Source organism: Salinibacterium sp. PAMC 21357 (assembly GCF_000247645.1).
Classification (GTDB): domain Bacteria; phylum Actinomycetota; class Actinomycetes; order Actinomycetales; family Microbacteriaceae; genus Rhodoglobus.
In genome coordinates this window covers 348,313-363,955 of record NZ_AHWA01000004.1, presented here as the reverse complement: position 1 = coordinate 363,955, position 15,643 = coordinate 348,313, and the positions used below count along the sequence as shown (strand labels likewise).

The following is a 15,643-nucleotide window of genomic DNA, read 5'->3' as shown; positions in this document are numbered from 1 at the left end:
CGCACCGGTGAGGTGCGGCCCTTTTCGTTAGTGGGATTACTTCATGCCGCTGAGCGCGACGCCCTTCACGAGGAAGCGCTGGAGCGTGACGAAGAGGATGATCGTGGGGATCATGCTGATCATTGTCGCGGCGTTGATCAAGTTCCACTGATTGAACTCAGAGCCAGCAAAGTTCACTAGGCCGACAGTCACGGTATACATCGCTTCGTCCTGAGCCACGAGCAGCGGCCACAGGAATGTGTTCCACGTGAACATGAACTTGATGATCACAAATACTACGATCGCCGGAGCAACCATTGGGGTGATGACCCGCGCAAGGATCCGAAGCTCGCTGGCTCCATCAACACGCGCTGCCTCGACGTAGCTGTAGGGGATTCCCTCCATGAACTGTCGCAGCAAGTAGACGCCAAGGACGGTAAAGAGGTCAGGAAGTGCCATGCCGATGTAGGTGTTGGTCAGGCCAGCTTCCGAGACCATGAGGAACATCGGAATCACGAGTGCCTCTTGCGGAACCATGAACAACGCGAGCACCAGGAGAAAAATGGGCTCTTTGAAGGGGAATTGATAGTACGCGAAGGCGTAGGCGGCCAGAAGGGCGATCACCAAGCTAGTGACGATGCCGATGCCGGTCACGATAAACGAGTTCGCGATGTACTGACCGAAGTTGTATTGCGCGAAAAGCTCGACGTAGTTGTCGAAGTTGAAGAAGTTGTCTGGCAGCCATCGCACCGGAACTTCAAGAATCTCCGACGGCTCCTTAAGCGACGATAGGGCCACCCAAAGGAGAGGCAGTGTCATCACGATGCCGCCGAGCGCAAGGGCGATAAAGATCCCTGCTTGCTTCAGATTGTGAACCGAGCGCCAGGAACCCTTTCGTCGTCGGGGCGCAGCAGGCTTGAGTGTCGTTGTGGTCGCTGGGCGATCCTTGACCGATGTGGTGCTCATTCTGATATATCCCTTGTGAAGATTTTGCGAATAATGGCAGTAATCGCAACCAAGAAGACGAAGAAGATGACCACATACACGGCGGCTTCCCCCCAGCGGTCAAGGCGGAAGGCCAGCTCATAGATTTCCATCACCATCGATCGACTCGACCCGACGGGCCCACCTTTTGTCGCGACGAACGGGAGTTCGAAGAGCTTGAACGCGTTCATCACTTCGACGCTGATGACGAGCACTAGCTGCTTGTTGAGCAGGGGCAGAGTGATCGACCACAGCATCCGAAACGGCCCGGCGCCATCGAGCCGGGCCGCTTCGTAATAGGAACGATCAATGCCATTGAGCCCTGCCACCAGGATGATCACGTTGAATCCGAGGCGAGCCCAGATGTACATGATCGCCAAGGATGGGATTACTTGGCCGTCGCTCGTGAGCCAGTCCTGCCCGGGAATTCCGAAGAATCCGAGGATGCTGTTTGCCAGCCCATAAGCGGGGTTGAAGATCCACAACCAGACGAACGCTACCGCGGTGAGCGAGGCGACCACAGGCGCGAAGTACAAGGCCCGAATCAGTCCTGATCCGCGTTTCCAAAGCAAGGCGTTGAAGCCGAGCGCGACGATCAGCGCAAGTATGACGCCAGCAGGAACACCGAGCACTGTGAAGTACAGGGTGTTGCCTGCGGCGTTCATGAAGCGCTCGCTCGTCACAACGGAAACGTAGTTTTCTATTCCGATGAACTCGCGTCGTCCGATTACTGACCAGTCGAAGAAGCTGATCACAATGTTGTATCCCAGGGGAATGATAAACAACAAGACGACGAAGAACAGTGCGGGGGCGAGAAAGAGGAACGCTCGAATAGTGGTGCGCCGAGAGTAGCTCTTCTGCTTGCCAAGAGTGGGGACTGTCATGGTGTGAAGCCTTTCGAACTAGGTGCGGTACCTAGTTGCCTCGCTCGAGCAGTTCATTGACTTCGGTCACGGCCCCTTCGAGGGACTCTCGAACGTCGGCGCCTTGGAGTGCGCGTTCGATCGCTGCGCCAACTGCGGTGGCGATTTGATTGGTGTACGGCGCGTTGTAGACCGGGCCTGCGCCTTCATCGAGCTGCTTCTGAACGGCAATATAGTCAGTGCGGTCGACAACGTAGGGGTCGTCGAAGTTCTGTGCCCACACCGGCATATAGCCTTCAAGTTTGGCGAGTTCGAGGTCGAGCTTCGGATCGGAGATTGCTCGCATCCAGTCCCAAGCGAGATCCTTGTTTGCGCTGTTGTCGTTGACCATCCAGCCCCAGTTGAAGAGCAGGCTTACCTTGGGATATCCGGCGTCGCCGGTGGGGTAAGGAACAACTCCGAAGTTAACTTCGGGAGCGTTTTGCTTGAGCCAGCCTTCGTACCAACCCTCACGGAAGGTCATCGACGAGAGCCCTTGGGCGAAGGTGTCATCGGGCGTTCCGAGTTGCAAGCTAGAAACTCCGCCAGTCACCATGTCTTGCATGTATTGAACGCCAGCGATGGTCTCGTCGCTGTTGAGATAACCGTCAGCCGTTGAATTATCTTCGGCGTACAGGCGTCCACCAAATGCGTGGATATAGGGCAGTGCCTTGTCAACGATGCCGGTCGGGTTTCCGGAGTAGCGAAGCGCCATCCCGTTGCGAGTCACGGCGCCGGCGGAGTCTTGAGTAGCCAGGAGGTCGGCATACTCGCGGAGCTCCTCGAAGGTCTCCGGCGGGCTTTCTGGGTCGAGCCCGACTTCAACGAACTGGTCGATGTTGTAGAACAATTCCATGCCTAGGTCGGAGCTAACTGGATAGCCGCTCCACTCGCCATCAATTTTGAAGTTACCGGCGGTGAGCGGGGTGAGATTCTCTTCCCACAGCTTCTGCAGATCATCTGGAGCTTGTCCGGCAACACCGAGCGCACCACCGTAGTAGGAAACCTGACCCATGAAGATGTCCGGAGCATCGCTCTTGCTAGCGAAGCCAGCGGTGTAGCGAGCCTCGTACTGGCCGTAGGGAATGTCGACGTACTTAATGGTGACGTTGGGGTGCTGTTCTTCGAACTCCGCGATCTTGTCTTTGTAGAAATCTGTGGTTTGACGCCAGTTGTCTTGCGGGTTCCAAATCGTCAGCGTCGTCTCTCGGTCGGGGTCTGTTGATGCCGCTGAACATGATGACAAACTGACCGCGGCGACTATGGCGAGTGCCAGGGTGCGTTTAATGCTGTGTTTCATTCGGTCCTCCTTGACTGATGAGCATATTCGCGCTTATGTCTGTGCAACATACGCACGCATTGTGCATCTTATGTGCGCCCCGCGAGGGGTGTCAAGCCAAAATCGGGTTCCCCTCAATACCCAATTCTGTGCGTAGAATGCACAGTGTGTGCACTCAGGGTTACCTTATCGAACTCGCGGGGCACTGTTCGTTAGCAATCCGATGAAAAAGAAAGAGAGCACACAATGGCAACGATCTTGCAGGGGGCAACGGCTTTAGTAACCGGAGGCGGCGTGGGGATTGGTCGCGCAATTGCTGTCGGACTAGCAGCGGAGGGAGCACGTGTCGCCTTAAGCTACCGCTCCCACAAGCCGGAGGACAGTTTTCTGCACGAATTGGAAAGCGCCTCGGGGTATGCCCCGCTGGCTATTCGACTTGATGCGACCAATGAGGCAGATGTCGAATCTGCAATTGCCCAAGTCGGTGCCGAATTCGGCGCGATCAACATTCTCGTCAATAACGTTGGCGGGCTCGTAGAGCGGGCGCCCATTGCAGAGATGACTCACTCTCTCTGGAACCAGGTCATTGCCGTAAACCTCGACAGCCTCTTTCTGGTCACTAGACACGCTCTGGCGATCATGCACGCGGATGGCGGGCGAATCATCAATATTGCCTCGCTAGCCGGTCGCAACGGTGGTCATGCCGGAGCAACGGCCTATGCAACTACCAAAGCGGGCATCTTCGGATTTACCAGAGGGCTAGCGAAAGAACTCGGTGCCAGCGGCGCGACAGTGAATGCGATTGCTCCGGGATTCATCGAAGCAACACCATTCCACGACCGTTTCACCTCAGCGGCCTCAAAGGCTGCCACTATCGCGACAATTCCCGTTGGCCGTGCCGGAACTCCCGAAGACGTCGCCTCGGCCGCTACGTGGTTGGCCAGCCCGTCTGCAAGCTTCGTCAGTGGCATCGTTCTCGATGTCAACGGCGCGCAGTACTTCGGATAGCGCGTGATTAGCGCACCAATTATCCATCCGCCTATTCTGGGCGCGCTCGCAGCAGCCGGGCATAAGTCGACGATCATGATCGCAGACGCTCACTTTGCGGCGGCCACGATCGCTGGCAAGCGTGCCACGGTTGCCTACCTCAACTTCACAGCGGGTACCCCGCTCACTACCGACGTGCTCGCGGTGCTGACGCAGATGGTGCCGTTCGAGCGCTACACAAGCATGCTCACGCCAGAGTCGATTGCCAGCCCGGTCAGCGCCGAAGTAAAGACGATTCTCGGTGGTGACGTGCCCCATGACTTACTGGAGCGAGACGATTTTTACGATCTTGTACGCAGCGACAACCTAGTGTTGTGCATCGTTACGGGGGATACTCGGCGATTCGCCAACATTCTTGTCACCGTTGGGGTGAATACTCAAACGACGGTATCGTGACAGAGACAACTAACTGAATGCACAGGGTGTGCGAATGATGCAATGGGGTGAACGATGTCACAGACCGTGAGTAGGGCGATCGACATCCTCGAATACTGCAGCGAGCATCCTCGGGAGCTTCGCGAAATTGCGGCAGAGCTTGGTGTGCACCGAACGACAGCTCTCAGGATTCTGCAAACGATGTCTGCCGCTGGCTTTGTTCGCAAGGATGACTTTGGCCGCTACGGCGTCGGATTCCGCCTTGCCGGGCTCGCCCAGTCGGCTATTAATCAGTTCGATCTTCGGACCGTCGTGCACCCCTATATAGTTCGGCTCTCGGAGGCGACAAAGCATACGATTCAGTTTGCTGTTCCCCAAGAGGGGCATATCGTCTACGTCGACAAAATTGAGCCGGTTCAGAGCATCAGCCTTAACACCACAATCGGCGGGTTCGTGGTGCTGCATACTGCCGGCGTCAGCAAAGCGATTCTGGCCAACCTCGATATTCCCAGTCGGGATCGCATCTTGGCGAATGCGACGTTCACCGGGTACACACCGAACACCATCACTACCAAAAGCGAGTTTCTCAAGCGACTCGACGTGGTTAAGGAACGCGGCTGGGCGACGGACGAGGGCGAATTCGACATCGTTTCCAATTGCATCGCTGCTCCGGTCTGGGATCACAACGAGCGGGTTACTGGCGCCATCTCGATAACGTCGTTTCGTGAAAAAGCCGATATTGACGAGCTCGTGAAGAACATCGATGATCTCCTCAGTACGACGACCGCGATTTCTCGCGAACTCGGCTGGCGCCCCCGTGAAGAAGAGCCGTCTGCCGCTCAGGAGGACTAGCTTCCGCCCGATTTCTTTCGGTTCACTTTCGTTCGGCGAGACAACGTTTGCGGTCATCCCCGCCAACGAGGCGGCACCGAGCAAACGTGAAGAACGGAGGCGTACGCTCGCAGCTATCGGGAGTTGTTATAGCAGCTGCCGATGCGAGCCTGATTGCTTCAGACCCGAAAATCGAAAGTAAAAGGACACAATGACAAGCATTAAGCGCGTGACAGTTCTCGGCACAGGCGTGCTCGGATCACAGATCGCTTTCCAGACAGCATTCAGCGGCTTTGACGTCGTGGCCTACGACATCAATGACGAGGCTCTCGACAAGGCGCGTACGCGCTTTGCCGGACTCGCGGAAACCTATGTCGCAGATAGTGTCGCTGGTGCGGAAAATGGCAAGGCCCAAGAATCCCTCGGGCGTGTGCGTTTCTCGCGCGATCTCGCGGACGCGGTCAAGGACGCCGACCTGGTCATCGAAGCCATTCCCGAAATTCTGGATCTCAAGAAGTCCACCTACGCGGAGCTGGGAAAGCTCGCACCGGAACACACGATTTTCGCGACCAACTCGTCAACTCTGCTGCCGAGTGACATCAAGGATTCCACAGGCCGGGCAGACAAGTTCCTTGCGCTGCACTTCGCCAACCAAATCTGGAAGTTCAACACGGCCGAAGTCATGGGAACGAGCGACACTGACCCTGCTGTCTTCGACACAGTGGTCGAATTCGCGTCAGAGATTGGCATGGTGCCTGTTCCGATCCACAAGGAGAAGGCTGGCTACGTTCTTAACTCGTTGCTTGTGCCATTCCTGAACGCAGCAGCCGAGCTTGCGGCCGATGGTTACGCAGAGCCTGCTGACGTAGACAACACCTGGCGGATCGCCACTGGTGCACCGATGGGGCCTTTCCAGATCTTCGACGTCATTGGGTTGACCACTCCGTACAACGTCATGTCTCACGGAGACGAAAAGACGAAGAAATTTGCCGAGTGGCTAAAGACCGAATACATCGACAAGGGTTACCTGGGCGTCGCCTCAGGGCGAGGCTTCTACGACTACTCCTCCTAGTAAGTCACCTCCGCACGGCCGCTGACAGCGGGGCTCTTTTCACTGTCAGCGCCGGCGGAACGGCCCCGGTTTCTTCACCACGCGTGAGGGCCAGCGCCGCGGCCACGTAATAGACAGGTGGTGTCGCTAAACTTGGTCAGTGACTATTCGCCTGTATGACACTCGGAGTGCCAGCCTCGTTGACCTCGACCCCCGCGAGCCGGGAAAAGTAGGGATCTACGTGTGCGGCCCCACCGTGCAGTCAGCGCCTCACATCGGTCACCTACGTTCTGCCCTTGTGTACGACATTTGGCGCCGCTGGCTCACCTACCGCGGTCTCGACGTGACGTTGGTACGCAACGTCACCGACATTGACGACAAGATCCTGAGCAAAACAGTGGATGCCGCAGCGGAGGGCTCCACCGAACAGTGGTGGGCCCTGGCATACCGCATCGAACTCGAATTCACTGCGGGCTACAACGAACTCGGTATTCTGCCACCAACTTACGAACCACGAGCGACCGCCAACATATCTGAGATGCGTGACCTCATTGGCAAGCTCATTGAACGCGGCCACGCCTACGCGGCAGCGGATGACTCGGGCGACGTCTACTTCGACACCAAGTCTTGGCCAAGCTATGGCGAACTGACGCGTCAAAAGCTCGACGACATGGTTGCCGCCGCCGATGCCGATCCCCGCTCCAAGCGAGACCCTCGCGACTTTGCCCTCTGGAAGGGCAGTAAACCAGCCGAGCCAGAGTCGGCCTCGTGGTCATCGCCTTGGGGCAATGGACGCCCGGGTTGGCACATTGAGTGCTCTGCCATGTCTCGCCGGTACTTGGGAGGGGCGTTCGACATCCATGGTGGCGGCCTAGATTTGCGATTCCCGCATCACGAAAACGAGCTCGCGCAGTCGACAGCGGCCGGCGACGACTTTGCCAAGCACTGGGTGCACAACGGCATGGTCAATGTGAATGGCCAAAAGATGTCAAAGTCGCTCGGCAACTCGGTATTTGCGCGTGACCTGTTAGATGCCGCTCGCCCGATTGTGGTGCGCTACCTTCTTGGCGCCGCTCACTACCGCTCCACCATCGATTACACAGATGGTTCACTCGACGAGGCCGAGGCAGCGTTTGAGCGACTTGAAGTATTCATCGAAAGAGCAGCACGCCGACTGCGGGACACTCGCTTCGATGTGGCGAACACCAACGAAGTTCCCGAAGAATTCGGCGAAGCAATGGATGACGATCTTGCTGTGCCGCAAGCATTGGCCGTTGTTCACGATACAATTCGAGCAGGCAATGCCGCGCTCGACGACGGAGATCTCGCGGCAGTCGCCACCGCGCGATCGCAAGTGGTCGCTATGGCACAAGTCTTGGGTATCAACCCACAAGATCCACGATGGGGTTCTGAACGTTCAGAACCGGCTGTTGCTGCACTTTCAGCACTGGTCGAGAAGCTCATCGAGGATCGCAATACGGCCCGGTCAGCAAGAGATTTTGCTGTTGCCGACCGAATCCGTGATGAACTATCAGCGGCGGGCATCACTGTAGAGGATGACTCGACCGAATCGCATTGGAGCTTGCCGTGAACATTCGGCGCTTCCGACAGGAGCAACACTCGTGAAAAACCCAGGTAACAAACCCCGCGCAGGAGCTGTACGCAAGGGCAGCAAGGGCCCTCAGGTTGGCTCGGGAGGCCAGGGACGTCAAGCTCTCGAAGGTCGCAAGCCCACCCCCAAAGCGGAAGATCGCCCGTATCACCCCGCTGGCAAGCGCAAGGCTGCCGCGGAGCGTTACGAAGCTGCCGGCGGGACTCGCCGCAACAGTGGCAAGCCATCTGAGGGTGGCAAACGGCCGAGTCAACCGAGCCGGTCGCGGGTAGCAAAGTCTGCCGACGAGTCAGAGATGGTCACAGGCCGCAATTCAGTACTTGAGGCACTGCGTGCCAAGATCCCCGCTCAGACTCTCTACATGGCTGCTCGCATCGAATACGATGACCGCGTTAAAGAGATCCTGAAGCTGGCTACGGCCCGCAACCTTGCTGTTCTCGAAGTGATGCGTCCAGAACTCGACCGCCTCGCCGGTTTCGACTCTGTGCACCAGGGCTTCGCGCTAAAGGTGCCGCCCTACGAGTATGCGCACCCCATGGAATTGCTTGACAAGGTTGAGGCGCGCGGCCAAGTTCCGCTGCTCGTGGCCCTGGATGGCATTACTGACCCCCGCAACCTCGGTGCCATTGTGCGCTCGGTTGCCGCGTTCGGCGGCCAAGGTGTAATCGTTCCGCAGCGTCGCTCGGTGGGCATGACGGCATCCGCGTGGAAGACTTCGGCTGGTGCTGCGGCACGCACGCCCGTTGCTATGGCCAACAACCTCACGCAAATGATCAAGGAATACAAGAAGCGCGGCGTTTTCGTGCTCGGCCTCGATGGTGACGGCGATGTTTCGCTTCCCTCGTTACCGTTGGCAAAAGAGCCCGTTCTGATCGTGGTCGGCAGCGAGGGCAAGGGTCTCTCGCGGCTCGTCACCGAGAACTGCGACGCAATCGTCTCGATCCCCATTAGTGCCTCGACTGAGTCGCTCAACGCTGGTATCGCCGCGAGCGTCACACTCTATGAAATCTCGAAGTTGCGAGCAGCAGCGCGCAAAAAGAAGTAGCTGAGTCTGGGCTTAAGCCCGAACGATAGGCAACAAAGAGCCGCTGTTCCCTCGGGAACAGCGGCTCTTTGTGTTGCGCCAAACGTAATGCTTCGGCTACTTAGCCGTCACAGCATCGAGCGCGGCAGTGATGTCGTTCATGAGATCTTCGACGTGCTCGAGGCCGATCGAGATGCGCACTACCCCTGCTCCCGGCTTTGCCTCTGAAGCCACTGGGCGGTGGGTGAGTGATGCCGGATGCTGCACGAGCGTGTCGATGCCGCCGAGGGAGACCGCATGGGTGATCAGCTTCACTGATTCGGTGAACTTTGCCGCGGCGTCGTAGCCGCCAGCGAGGTCGAGCGCGATCAGCGAACCGGCTCCGGCAGACTGCGTTCCGATGAGCCCCGCTGGGTCCTGGCCCGGAAGGCCGGGGTAGAGCACGCGAGCGAGAGCCGGATGCCCGTCAAGCCGACGGGCAAGTTCGCCAGCGGTCTCCTGCTGGGCCCGCACGCGCAGGGGCAGGGTGCGCAGCCCGCGGTGGAGAAGGTAGGCCGCGAAGGGGTGGAGTACTCCACCGGTGAGAGCGCGAACGTTGCGCAGGCTCTTGGCGTGCGCCTCGCTGGTGGCGATAACGCCGCCCATGACGTCGCCGTGTCCGCCGAGGTACTTGGTGGCGCTGTGAAGGACCATGGCTGCGCCGAGTTCGATCGGGCGTTGCAGCACGGGAGTCGCAAAAGTGTTGTCGACAAGCACAGGCACATCGCCTGCTGCTGCGACGATCTTCTTGATGTCGACGAGCTCGAGCGTGGGGTTGGCGGGGGACTCGATGACCACGAGCCCAGTGTCGGGCTGAATGGCCTCCGCTACTGAATCGGCGTCAGCCCAGGTGACAGTCGTGCCGAGTAGGCCGTTGTCGAGCACATGGTCGGTTCCGCCGTACAGCGGGCGCACACCGACAACGTGGGGGCGACCGGCGGATGCGATGGAGATCAGCACTGCAGCAAGCGCGGCCATTCCGCTGGCATAGGCAACGGCGGCTTCGGCGCCCTCGAGCGCAGCGAGACTGTCTTCGAAGCGGGCAACGCCCGGCTGCCAGAGACGTTGGTAGACCGCGGAGTGGCCATCGACGATGGGGTTTCCGCCAGCGAGGTTCTCGTAGGAGTCTCCGCCCTCCTCAACGTTGGGCAGGGGGTTCGTTGTCGAGAGATCGATGGAGGGAACGTGTTGGCCACTTTCGTGAACGCCCTCCAGTCCCGCGTGAACAGCAAGGGTTTCGAGGCGAATATCAGGAGGCAGCATCCTCTGATATCAGCAGAAACTTCGCGACAAATCAACTCTGATGCAGAATCTTCACGAAATGTGACGCATTTCGCATAAACTGCGGCCAGGAGGCCACCGTGACTGAACCAAGAACCGTGCCGATTGACTCGATCGATCGAGCGATCCTCGCGAGCCTGGCCACGAACGCGCGCATGTCGGGCTCGGCGCTGGCAGCGGCGGCGGGCGTGGCAGAGTCGACAGTTTCGCAGCGGCTACGACGGTTGCACGACGAAGGCTATCTACGCGGGTTCCATGCCGACATCGATGTCGCGAAACTCGGCATGAGCGTGCAGGCGCTCATCTCCATCAAACTCGTGAAGCATGTGCGAGAAGATGTTGATGCCTTTCGCAGTGCTGCACCGTATTGGCCCGGCGTGCTGGCGTTCTTTCACACCGGGGGCGGAGACGACTACCTCTTGCACGTCGCGGCTCATAGTGCGGCCGAGTTGCGTGATTTCATGCTCACCTATTTGGCGAGCCACCCTGCCGTTTCGCATACCGAAACGAACCTCGTGTTCGAGCACGTGACCGGTCGCGGGCTCGAACAGCTGCTCTCTTAGCGTGAGCTAAACGTTCAGGCGCCAGTCGTTGCTATCGTCATCGTCATCATCGTGGCTCACGACACCACCATCAGGAATCGTGATGGGCGCCGTGAAAGCGCCGTCGGTGGGTTGATCATGGTGGCTTCGTCACGACGGAACCTCAAAACGTTCTCGACGTAACTGCCGACTGCTTCAGCGAGCGGGATGTCATGGCCCGAGTCTTGAGCAAGCTGGCGTCGGTGGTCGAGCAGCTGGTGGAAGATTTCGGCTGGCTCAAGTTTTCCGCGCAACTCCTTCGGAATCGCACGGATCACGGGCTCAAAGACGCGCGCGGCCCACTCATGGGCAAGCATTTCTTCGTCCATGTCTTGCTTGCCGAAGGCTGCACGGTATGAATCCATGTCGTTCAGAAGGCGACGAGCCTGATTCTCTTGAGCGTCAAGACCGGTGAGGCGCAGCAGGCGACGTGAGTGGTGTCCGGCATCCACTACCTTGGGCTGGATGCGAACCCGAGTTCCCGAATCTTCGGTTTTGATCGCGAGTTCTTCAATGTCGAATCCGAGCGCGTTGAGTCGTTCAACGCGCTGGTTGATGCGCCAGCGCTCGGAGTGGTCGAAGCGTTCGGAACCGGTGAGTTCCTGCCATAGTGTTCGGTATTGAGCAAGGATTCCGTTGCTGATCTCGATCGGGTCGATGTCCTCTGAGAGACGACCGCCGGCCTGAAGATCGAAGAGCTCACCAGCGATGTTTACGCGCCCGATTTCGAGATCGTTCTCTCGCTGCCCGTTAGACAGTCGATCATAGAGCTGACCTGTTTCAGCATCCACCAAGTAGGCGGCGAAAGCTCCGGCATCCCGGCGGAAGAGAGTGTTGGAGAGCGAGACATCGCCCCAAAAGAAGCCGACAATGTGCAATCGCACGAGCAATACAGCGAGAGCATCAACGAGACGGCGAGCGGTTTCGGGGCGCAAGCTCTGCGAGTAGACAGCCCGGTAGGGCAGCGAGAAGCGCAAATGCCGAGTAACGAGTACTGACTTGAGCTCTTCGCCGTCGGCAGCGGTGCGGTTAGTGATGATGGCGAGCGGGTCAACACACGGAACGTCAAGCTTTTGCAGAGTGCGCAACATGTCATACTCGCGCTTGGCTAGCTCACTCGAGGTCTCTTTGATAGCAACGATGTAGCCGCTGAGGTTCGCAAACCTCACCAGGTGCCGGGAGATTCCCTTGGGCAAGGTGGCGATCGCGTCGTCGGGCCACAGCTCGAGTGGCAACTCCCACGGAAGATCTAGTAGGGCGGGGTCGGCGGTGGCCGAAGTGATGTTGACAGAACCAGACATTCACGTTTCCTTAAGCTGAAACGAGCCCGCCAACGCATCCGAACATTGTTCGACGTTGACGGGCTCGATTGTAAAGCGGGAACTAGCTCGCGACGACAGGCTTCTTGGTCAGGCGCAGGCCAGTGACGGTGTCGAAGACGTGAACGTGGTGAGGCTCAGGGGTCAAGAAGACCTCGTCGCCAGCGTTCGGGTGTGAGCGGCCATCGACGCGAACGACGATATCGACACGTTCGCCCTTGATCTCGGCGTGACCGAAGAGGTACCCGTCAGCGCCGAGCTCTTCGACGAGGTCGACCTCAACCCGAAGTCCGTTACCAGTCGTCGAGATGATCACGTCCTCGGGGCGAACACCGATAGTGACGGTTTTCGCGTCAGTCTCGCCAAGGGTCTCGCTGTCAACGTGTACAACAGTGTCGCCGAACTGAAGGCCACCGTCGACGATGTCGACGCTGAACAGGTTCATCGCGGGGCTGCCAATGAAGCCAGCGACGAAAATGTTCTGCGGTGCTTCGTACAGGTCGCGAGGAGTACCAACCTGCTGGAGGAGGCCATCCTTGAGAACTGCGATGCGGTCACCCATGGTGAGCGCTTCGGTCTGGTCGTGAGTCACGTACACCGTGGTGACTCCGAGGCGACGCTGAAGGCTAGCGATCTGCGTACGAGTCTGAACGCGCAACTTGGCGTCCAAGTTCGAGAGCGGCTCATCCATGAGGAACACCTGAGGCTGGCGAACGATAGCGCGACCCATGGCAACGCGCTGACGCTGACCGCCCGAGAGGGCCTTGGGCTTGCGGCTGAGGTAAGGCTCGAGGTCGAGAAGCTTTGCTGCTTCAAGTACGCGAGCTGCGCGCTCTTCCTTGTTGATGCCGGCGATCTTGAGCGCGAAGCCCATGTTCTCGGCAACAGTCATGTGCGGGTAGAGGGCGTAGTTCTGGAAGACCATGGCGATGTCGCGGTCCTTCGGAGGAACGTCAGTGACGTCGCGATCTCCGATGAGGATGCTGCCATCGTTGACCTCTTCGAGGCCAGCAAGCATGCGAAGGCTAGTTGACTTGCCGCAACCCGAGGGGCCGACCAGTACGAGGAATTCGCCGTCTTCTACGTGAAGATTCAGCTTGTCTACAGCCGGGATCGTTGATCCGGGGTAGAGGCGGGTTGCATTGTCAAAAGTTACAGACGCCATTGTTCTTGTATTTCTCCTTCACCGGCAGGTACGTGCCGGACGATCCGAGTGATGGACAGCGATCGAAACCGCGTTGGGTCATTATTGCACCTTTTTGGGGGCCACATGACCGAGTGGTTCAGTCCGCTGCCGGACTCGTTTCACACGGTGGTTGGGCATTTCCCAGAGATTTCTCCTAGAATTCGACGAGTGCGCCGCGTTTACTGGTGCCCAACACAGTGATTTATACGGCAGATGAGGTTCGATTGAGCAACGGCAATTCCGGCGACAGCCGACTCAGCAAGAACGAGCGACGCGAAGCGGCACGTGAAAAGGCCCGTGTTCAGCGCGATGAGCAAAAGAAGAAAGACCGCCGCACCAAGGTGATTCTTCAGGGCAGCGTTGGCCTCGCGCTCGTTGCAATCGTTGCTGTTATTGCTCTTGTTCTGGTCAACTCGAACCAGCCGGCGGGCCCCGGACCGCAAAACTTCGCCAGCAACGGCATCCAGTTGAAGCAGGGCTTCATTGCGACGCCTACCGATGCTCTGGCATCAGATGCTGACCCCATCGCGAGCGTTCCGGATGAAGATTCTGGTGTTCTCGACATCCAGATGTATGTCGACTACCTGTGCCCGATTTGTGGCGCATTTGAGCAGACGAACTCCGATTACATCGAGAGCCTCGTTGACAACGGCGCAGCAACGCTTGAGATTCACCCGATCTCCATTCTTGATCGCTACTCGCAGGGTCAGCGCTATTCGTCCCGTGCGGTGAACGCTGTGGCTTGCGTCGCTGATTCTTCGCCTAACGATTTTTACAAATACCACAACTTGCTGTTGTCGGCCGAGGTCCAACCTGAAGAAAACACGGGCGGATTGAGCAATGATGAACTCGTTGCACTGCTCGACACCGCTGGGGTCGAAAATGTGCCAACAATCACCGAGTGCATCCAGGACGAGACGTTCAAGTCGTGGGTAAAGAACTCCACGGCACTCGCTCTCTCGGGGCCGATTCCGAACTCCGAAATCGCCCAGGTCCTCGGTACCCCCACCATTCTGGTCAACGGACTCAAATATGAGGGATCAGTGGAAGACCTCACCGCCTTCCAGGCTTTTGTCACCCAAGCAGCCGGTGACAACTTCATCGAGAGTTCAACCCCGACTCCGGAGGCGACACCGGTTCCATAGATATCGTTTAGACACGAAATAGGGCCTCGATCCATACGGATCGGGGCCCTATCTCGTTACATGAGGTTCCTCCGCAGAACTGTGTGTGTCATTCGGGACTTTGGACGGCTGCACTCAGTTCAGAACCGTTCGCCGCAATGGGTATTCTGGGGCGAATCCTTATTGGTCTGCGGGGGTGAGATGCGGCGAGATCAGCCGCTCTCGCCTGAAGCGCCGGCTAAAGCGTGCGCCTCCGATGGAGCCGGAGGTCGCGATAGTCAAAGCGAGGATAGCAACCCCGAGGTAACGCCACTCTGATGCGGGGGAGTACTCGAAAGTATCTGCCCAATTAAGCCCGAGTCTGACGACGATGGCACCGACGAGCCAACTCACGAATGAGCCGCAGATCGCTACTAGGACAGACGCGGCAGTAGCGCGCGAACGAGGTTTTTTGCGCGGTCGTTCAGCCATCGTTTGCCCTTCTCCTGTCTGAAGAGACTGTCTCCAAAGAGATCACGAAGAATCGTTCCTCGTTTACGCGCGAAAGCATCTCAAGGAAACGCTAACAATCTTTTACACCCATCCGCGCCTAGCGCGGGTCCCCGTTTTTGTGCCCGGATAGTTGCGAGCTAGAGGGTTTCGGATGGTCGGATGCACGGGGGTCGCGGAGGCCCCGAAGGGTGCAGAAAGTTTTTTGCAGCGCACATGTCGATCCGGCACGTGCGCTGCGTCATGTCAGTGAAGGGCAGGAGATTCCGGCCCCGAAAGGACATGATGACGCTGAATGTGCTGGCGCTTGCAGCAGCGATCGCCCACGACCAGTTTGGCGGCTCGTTTCTGGCGGTCACGTTGGCTGTGTCATCCATTGGGTGGCTCGGTTTTACCGCGTCGCGAAACGCTGTCGAGTATCTTTTTGAGAAGAAGTCCCCGACGCTGTTTGTGATCGATATGGGTCATCAGCTCGCAGTTCTCATCGTCATGTCCGTTGTTATTGGCCTCTTCGGCCACATTTCACAAATCGGTTAGGGA

At 58.1% G+C, this 15,643-nt stretch carries 15 protein-coding genes; 9 read left to right on the top strand and 6 right to left on the bottom strand.

Annotation, left to right across the window (positions count from 1 at the left end):
• Positions 1-36 precede the first annotated feature (36 nt).
• From ON14_RS05045 to ON14_RS05035, 3 genes are read right to left on the bottom strand one after another with little or no spacing between them, the layout of a single operon-like run.
• Positions 37-945: a carbohydrate ABC transporter permease gene (locus ON14_RS05045; protein WP_010203595.1), complete on the bottom strand. Its 909-nt coding sequence runs from the start codon at positions 943-945 to the stop codon at positions 37-39.
• On the bottom strand, positions 942-1,847 hold the full coding sequence (locus ON14_RS05040) for a carbohydrate ABC transporter permease (protein WP_010203594.1): 906 nt from the start codon (positions 1,845-1,847) through the stop codon (positions 942-944). Before ON14_RS05040 ends, ON14_RS05045 begins: the two co-directional genes overlap by 4 nt.
• Positions 1,848-1,878: 31 nt before the next feature.
• Complete coding sequence (locus tag ON14_RS05035; protein WP_010203593.1) at positions 1,879-3,165, bottom strand: ABC transporter substrate-binding protein; 1,287 nt, start codon at positions 3,163-3,165, stop codon at positions 1,879-1,881.
• 225 nt (positions 3,166-3,390) lie between these two features.
• Here ON14_RS05035 and ON14_RS05030 point away from each other — a divergent pair, with 225 nt between their 5' ends.
• From ON14_RS05030 to rlmB, 6 genes are all read left to right on the top strand, one after another.
• Entirely contained in the window at positions 3,391-4,152 is a 762-nt protein-coding gene (locus ON14_RS05030; protein WP_010203592.1) for an SDR family NAD(P)-dependent oxidoreductase, read from the top strand.
• Between the two features lie 3 nt (positions 4,153-4,155).
• Positions 4,156-4,587 (top strand): RbsD/FucU domain-containing protein, encoded by a 432-nt coding sequence (locus ON14_RS05025; RefSeq protein ID WP_026037535.1) that lies wholly within the window; start codon positions 4,156-4,158, stop codon positions 4,585-4,587.
• 54 nt (positions 4,588-4,641) lie between these two features.
• Positions 4,642-5,418: an IclR family transcriptional regulator gene (locus ON14_RS05020; RefSeq protein WP_010203590.1), complete on the top strand. Its 777-nt coding sequence runs from the start codon at positions 4,642-4,644 to the stop codon at positions 5,416-5,418.
• Positions 5,419-5,608: 190 nt separating this feature from the next.
• Positions 5,609-6,469, top strand: a complete 861-nt coding sequence (locus tag ON14_RS05015) for a 3-hydroxyacyl-CoA dehydrogenase (RefSeq protein WP_010203589.1) — start codon at positions 5,609-5,611, stop codon at positions 6,467-6,469.
• A 139-nt stretch (positions 6,470-6,608) separates the two neighbouring features.
• Positions 6,609-8,039 (top strand): cysteine--tRNA ligase, encoded by a 1,431-nt coding sequence (gene cysS / locus ON14_RS05010; protein WP_010203588.1) that lies wholly within the window; start codon positions 6,609-6,611, stop codon positions 8,037-8,039.
• A gap of 31 nt (positions 8,040-8,070) precedes the next feature.
• Positions 8,071-9,105, top strand: a complete 1,035-nt coding sequence (gene rlmB, locus ON14_RS05005; RefSeq protein ID WP_010203585.1) for a 23S rRNA (guanosine(2251)-2'-O)-methyltransferase RlmB — start codon at positions 8,071-8,073, stop codon at positions 9,103-9,105.
• A 96-nt stretch (positions 9,106-9,201) separates the two neighbouring features.
• Here the strand turns inward: rlmB and ON14_RS05000 are convergent, their stop codons facing one another.
• Positions 9,202-10,386: a trans-sulfuration enzyme family protein gene (locus ON14_RS05000; protein WP_010203584.1), complete on the bottom strand. Its 1,185-nt coding sequence runs from the start codon at positions 10,384-10,386 to the stop codon at positions 9,202-9,204.
• 98 nt (positions 10,387-10,484) lie between these two features.
• Here ON14_RS05000 and ON14_RS04995 point away from each other — a divergent pair, with 98 nt between their 5' ends.
• The gene (locus ON14_RS04995) at positions 10,485-10,967 is read left to right on the top strand and encodes an Lrp/AsnC family transcriptional regulator (protein ID WP_010203583.1); all 483 of its coding nucleotides are present in this window, start codon (positions 10,485-10,487) and stop codon (positions 10,965-10,967) included.
• A gap of 56 nt (positions 10,968-11,023) precedes the next feature.
• Here ON14_RS04995 and ON14_RS04990 read toward each other — a convergent pair whose 3' ends face one another.
• Together ON14_RS04990 and ON14_RS04985 are read right to left on the bottom strand one after the other, a co-directional pair.
• A complete protein-coding gene (locus ON14_RS04990; protein WP_010203582.1) occupies positions 11,024-12,286 on the bottom strand; it encodes a DUF4032 domain-containing protein in 1,263 nt (420 codons plus the stop codon).
• A gap of 82 nt (positions 12,287-12,368) precedes the next feature.
• A complete protein-coding gene (locus ON14_RS04985) occupies positions 12,369-13,469 on the bottom strand; it encodes an ABC transporter ATP-binding protein (RefSeq protein ID WP_010203581.1) in 1,101 nt (366 codons plus the stop codon).
• Positions 13,470-13,675: 206 nt separating this feature from the next.
• On the opposite strand from ON14_RS04985, the gene ON14_RS04980 reads away from it, so the two are divergent.
• Positions 13,676-14,635: a DsbA family protein gene (locus ON14_RS04980; protein WP_010203580.1), complete on the top strand. Its 960-nt coding sequence runs from the start codon at positions 13,676-13,678 to the stop codon at positions 14,633-14,635.
• Between the two features lie 750 nt (positions 14,636-15,385).
• A complete protein-coding gene (locus ON14_RS04970; protein WP_010203578.1) occupies positions 15,386-15,640 on the top strand; it encodes a DUF1761 domain-containing protein in 255 nt (84 codons plus the stop codon).
• The last annotated feature ends 3 nt before the right edge of the window (positions 15,641-15,643 follow it).

Coding starts and splice junctions, on each gene's coding strand:
- ON14_RS05040 (WP_010203594.1), bottom strand. CDS start 1,847: ATGACAGTCCCCACTCTTGGCAAGCAGAAGAGCTACTCTCGGCGCACC.
- ON14_RS04990 (WP_010203582.1), bottom strand. CDS start 12,286: ATGTCTGGTTCTGTCAACATCACTTCGGCCACCGCCGACCCCGCCCTA.
- ON14_RS05045 (WP_010203595.1), bottom strand. CDS start 945: ATGAGCACCACATCGGTCAAGGATCGCCCAGCGACCACAACGACACTC.
- ON14_RS05000 (WP_010203584.1), bottom strand. CDS start 10,386: ATGCTGCCTCCTGATATTCGCCTCGAAACCCTTGCTGTTCACGCGGGA.
- ON14_RS05015 (WP_010203589.1), top strand. CDS start 5,609: ATGACAAGCATTAAGCGCGTGACAGTTCTCGGCACAGGCGTGCTCGGA.
- ON14_RS04985 (WP_010203581.1), bottom strand. CDS start 13,469: ATGGCGTCTGTAACTTTTGACAATGCAACCCGCCTCTACCCCGGATCA.
- ON14_RS05035 (WP_010203593.1), bottom strand. CDS start 3,165: ATGAAACACAGCATTAAACGCACCCTGGCACTCGCCATAGTCGCCGCG.
- ON14_RS04970 (WP_010203578.1), top strand. CDS start 15,386: ATGATGACGCTGAATGTGCTGGCGCTTGCAGCAGCGATCGCCCACGAC.
- ON14_RS05030 (WP_010203592.1), top strand. CDS start 3,391: ATGGCAACGATCTTGCAGGGGGCAACGGCTTTAGTAACCGGAGGCGGC.
- ON14_RS05020 (WP_010203590.1), top strand. CDS start 4,642: ATGTCACAGACCGTGAGTAGGGCGATCGACATCCTCGAATACTGCAGC.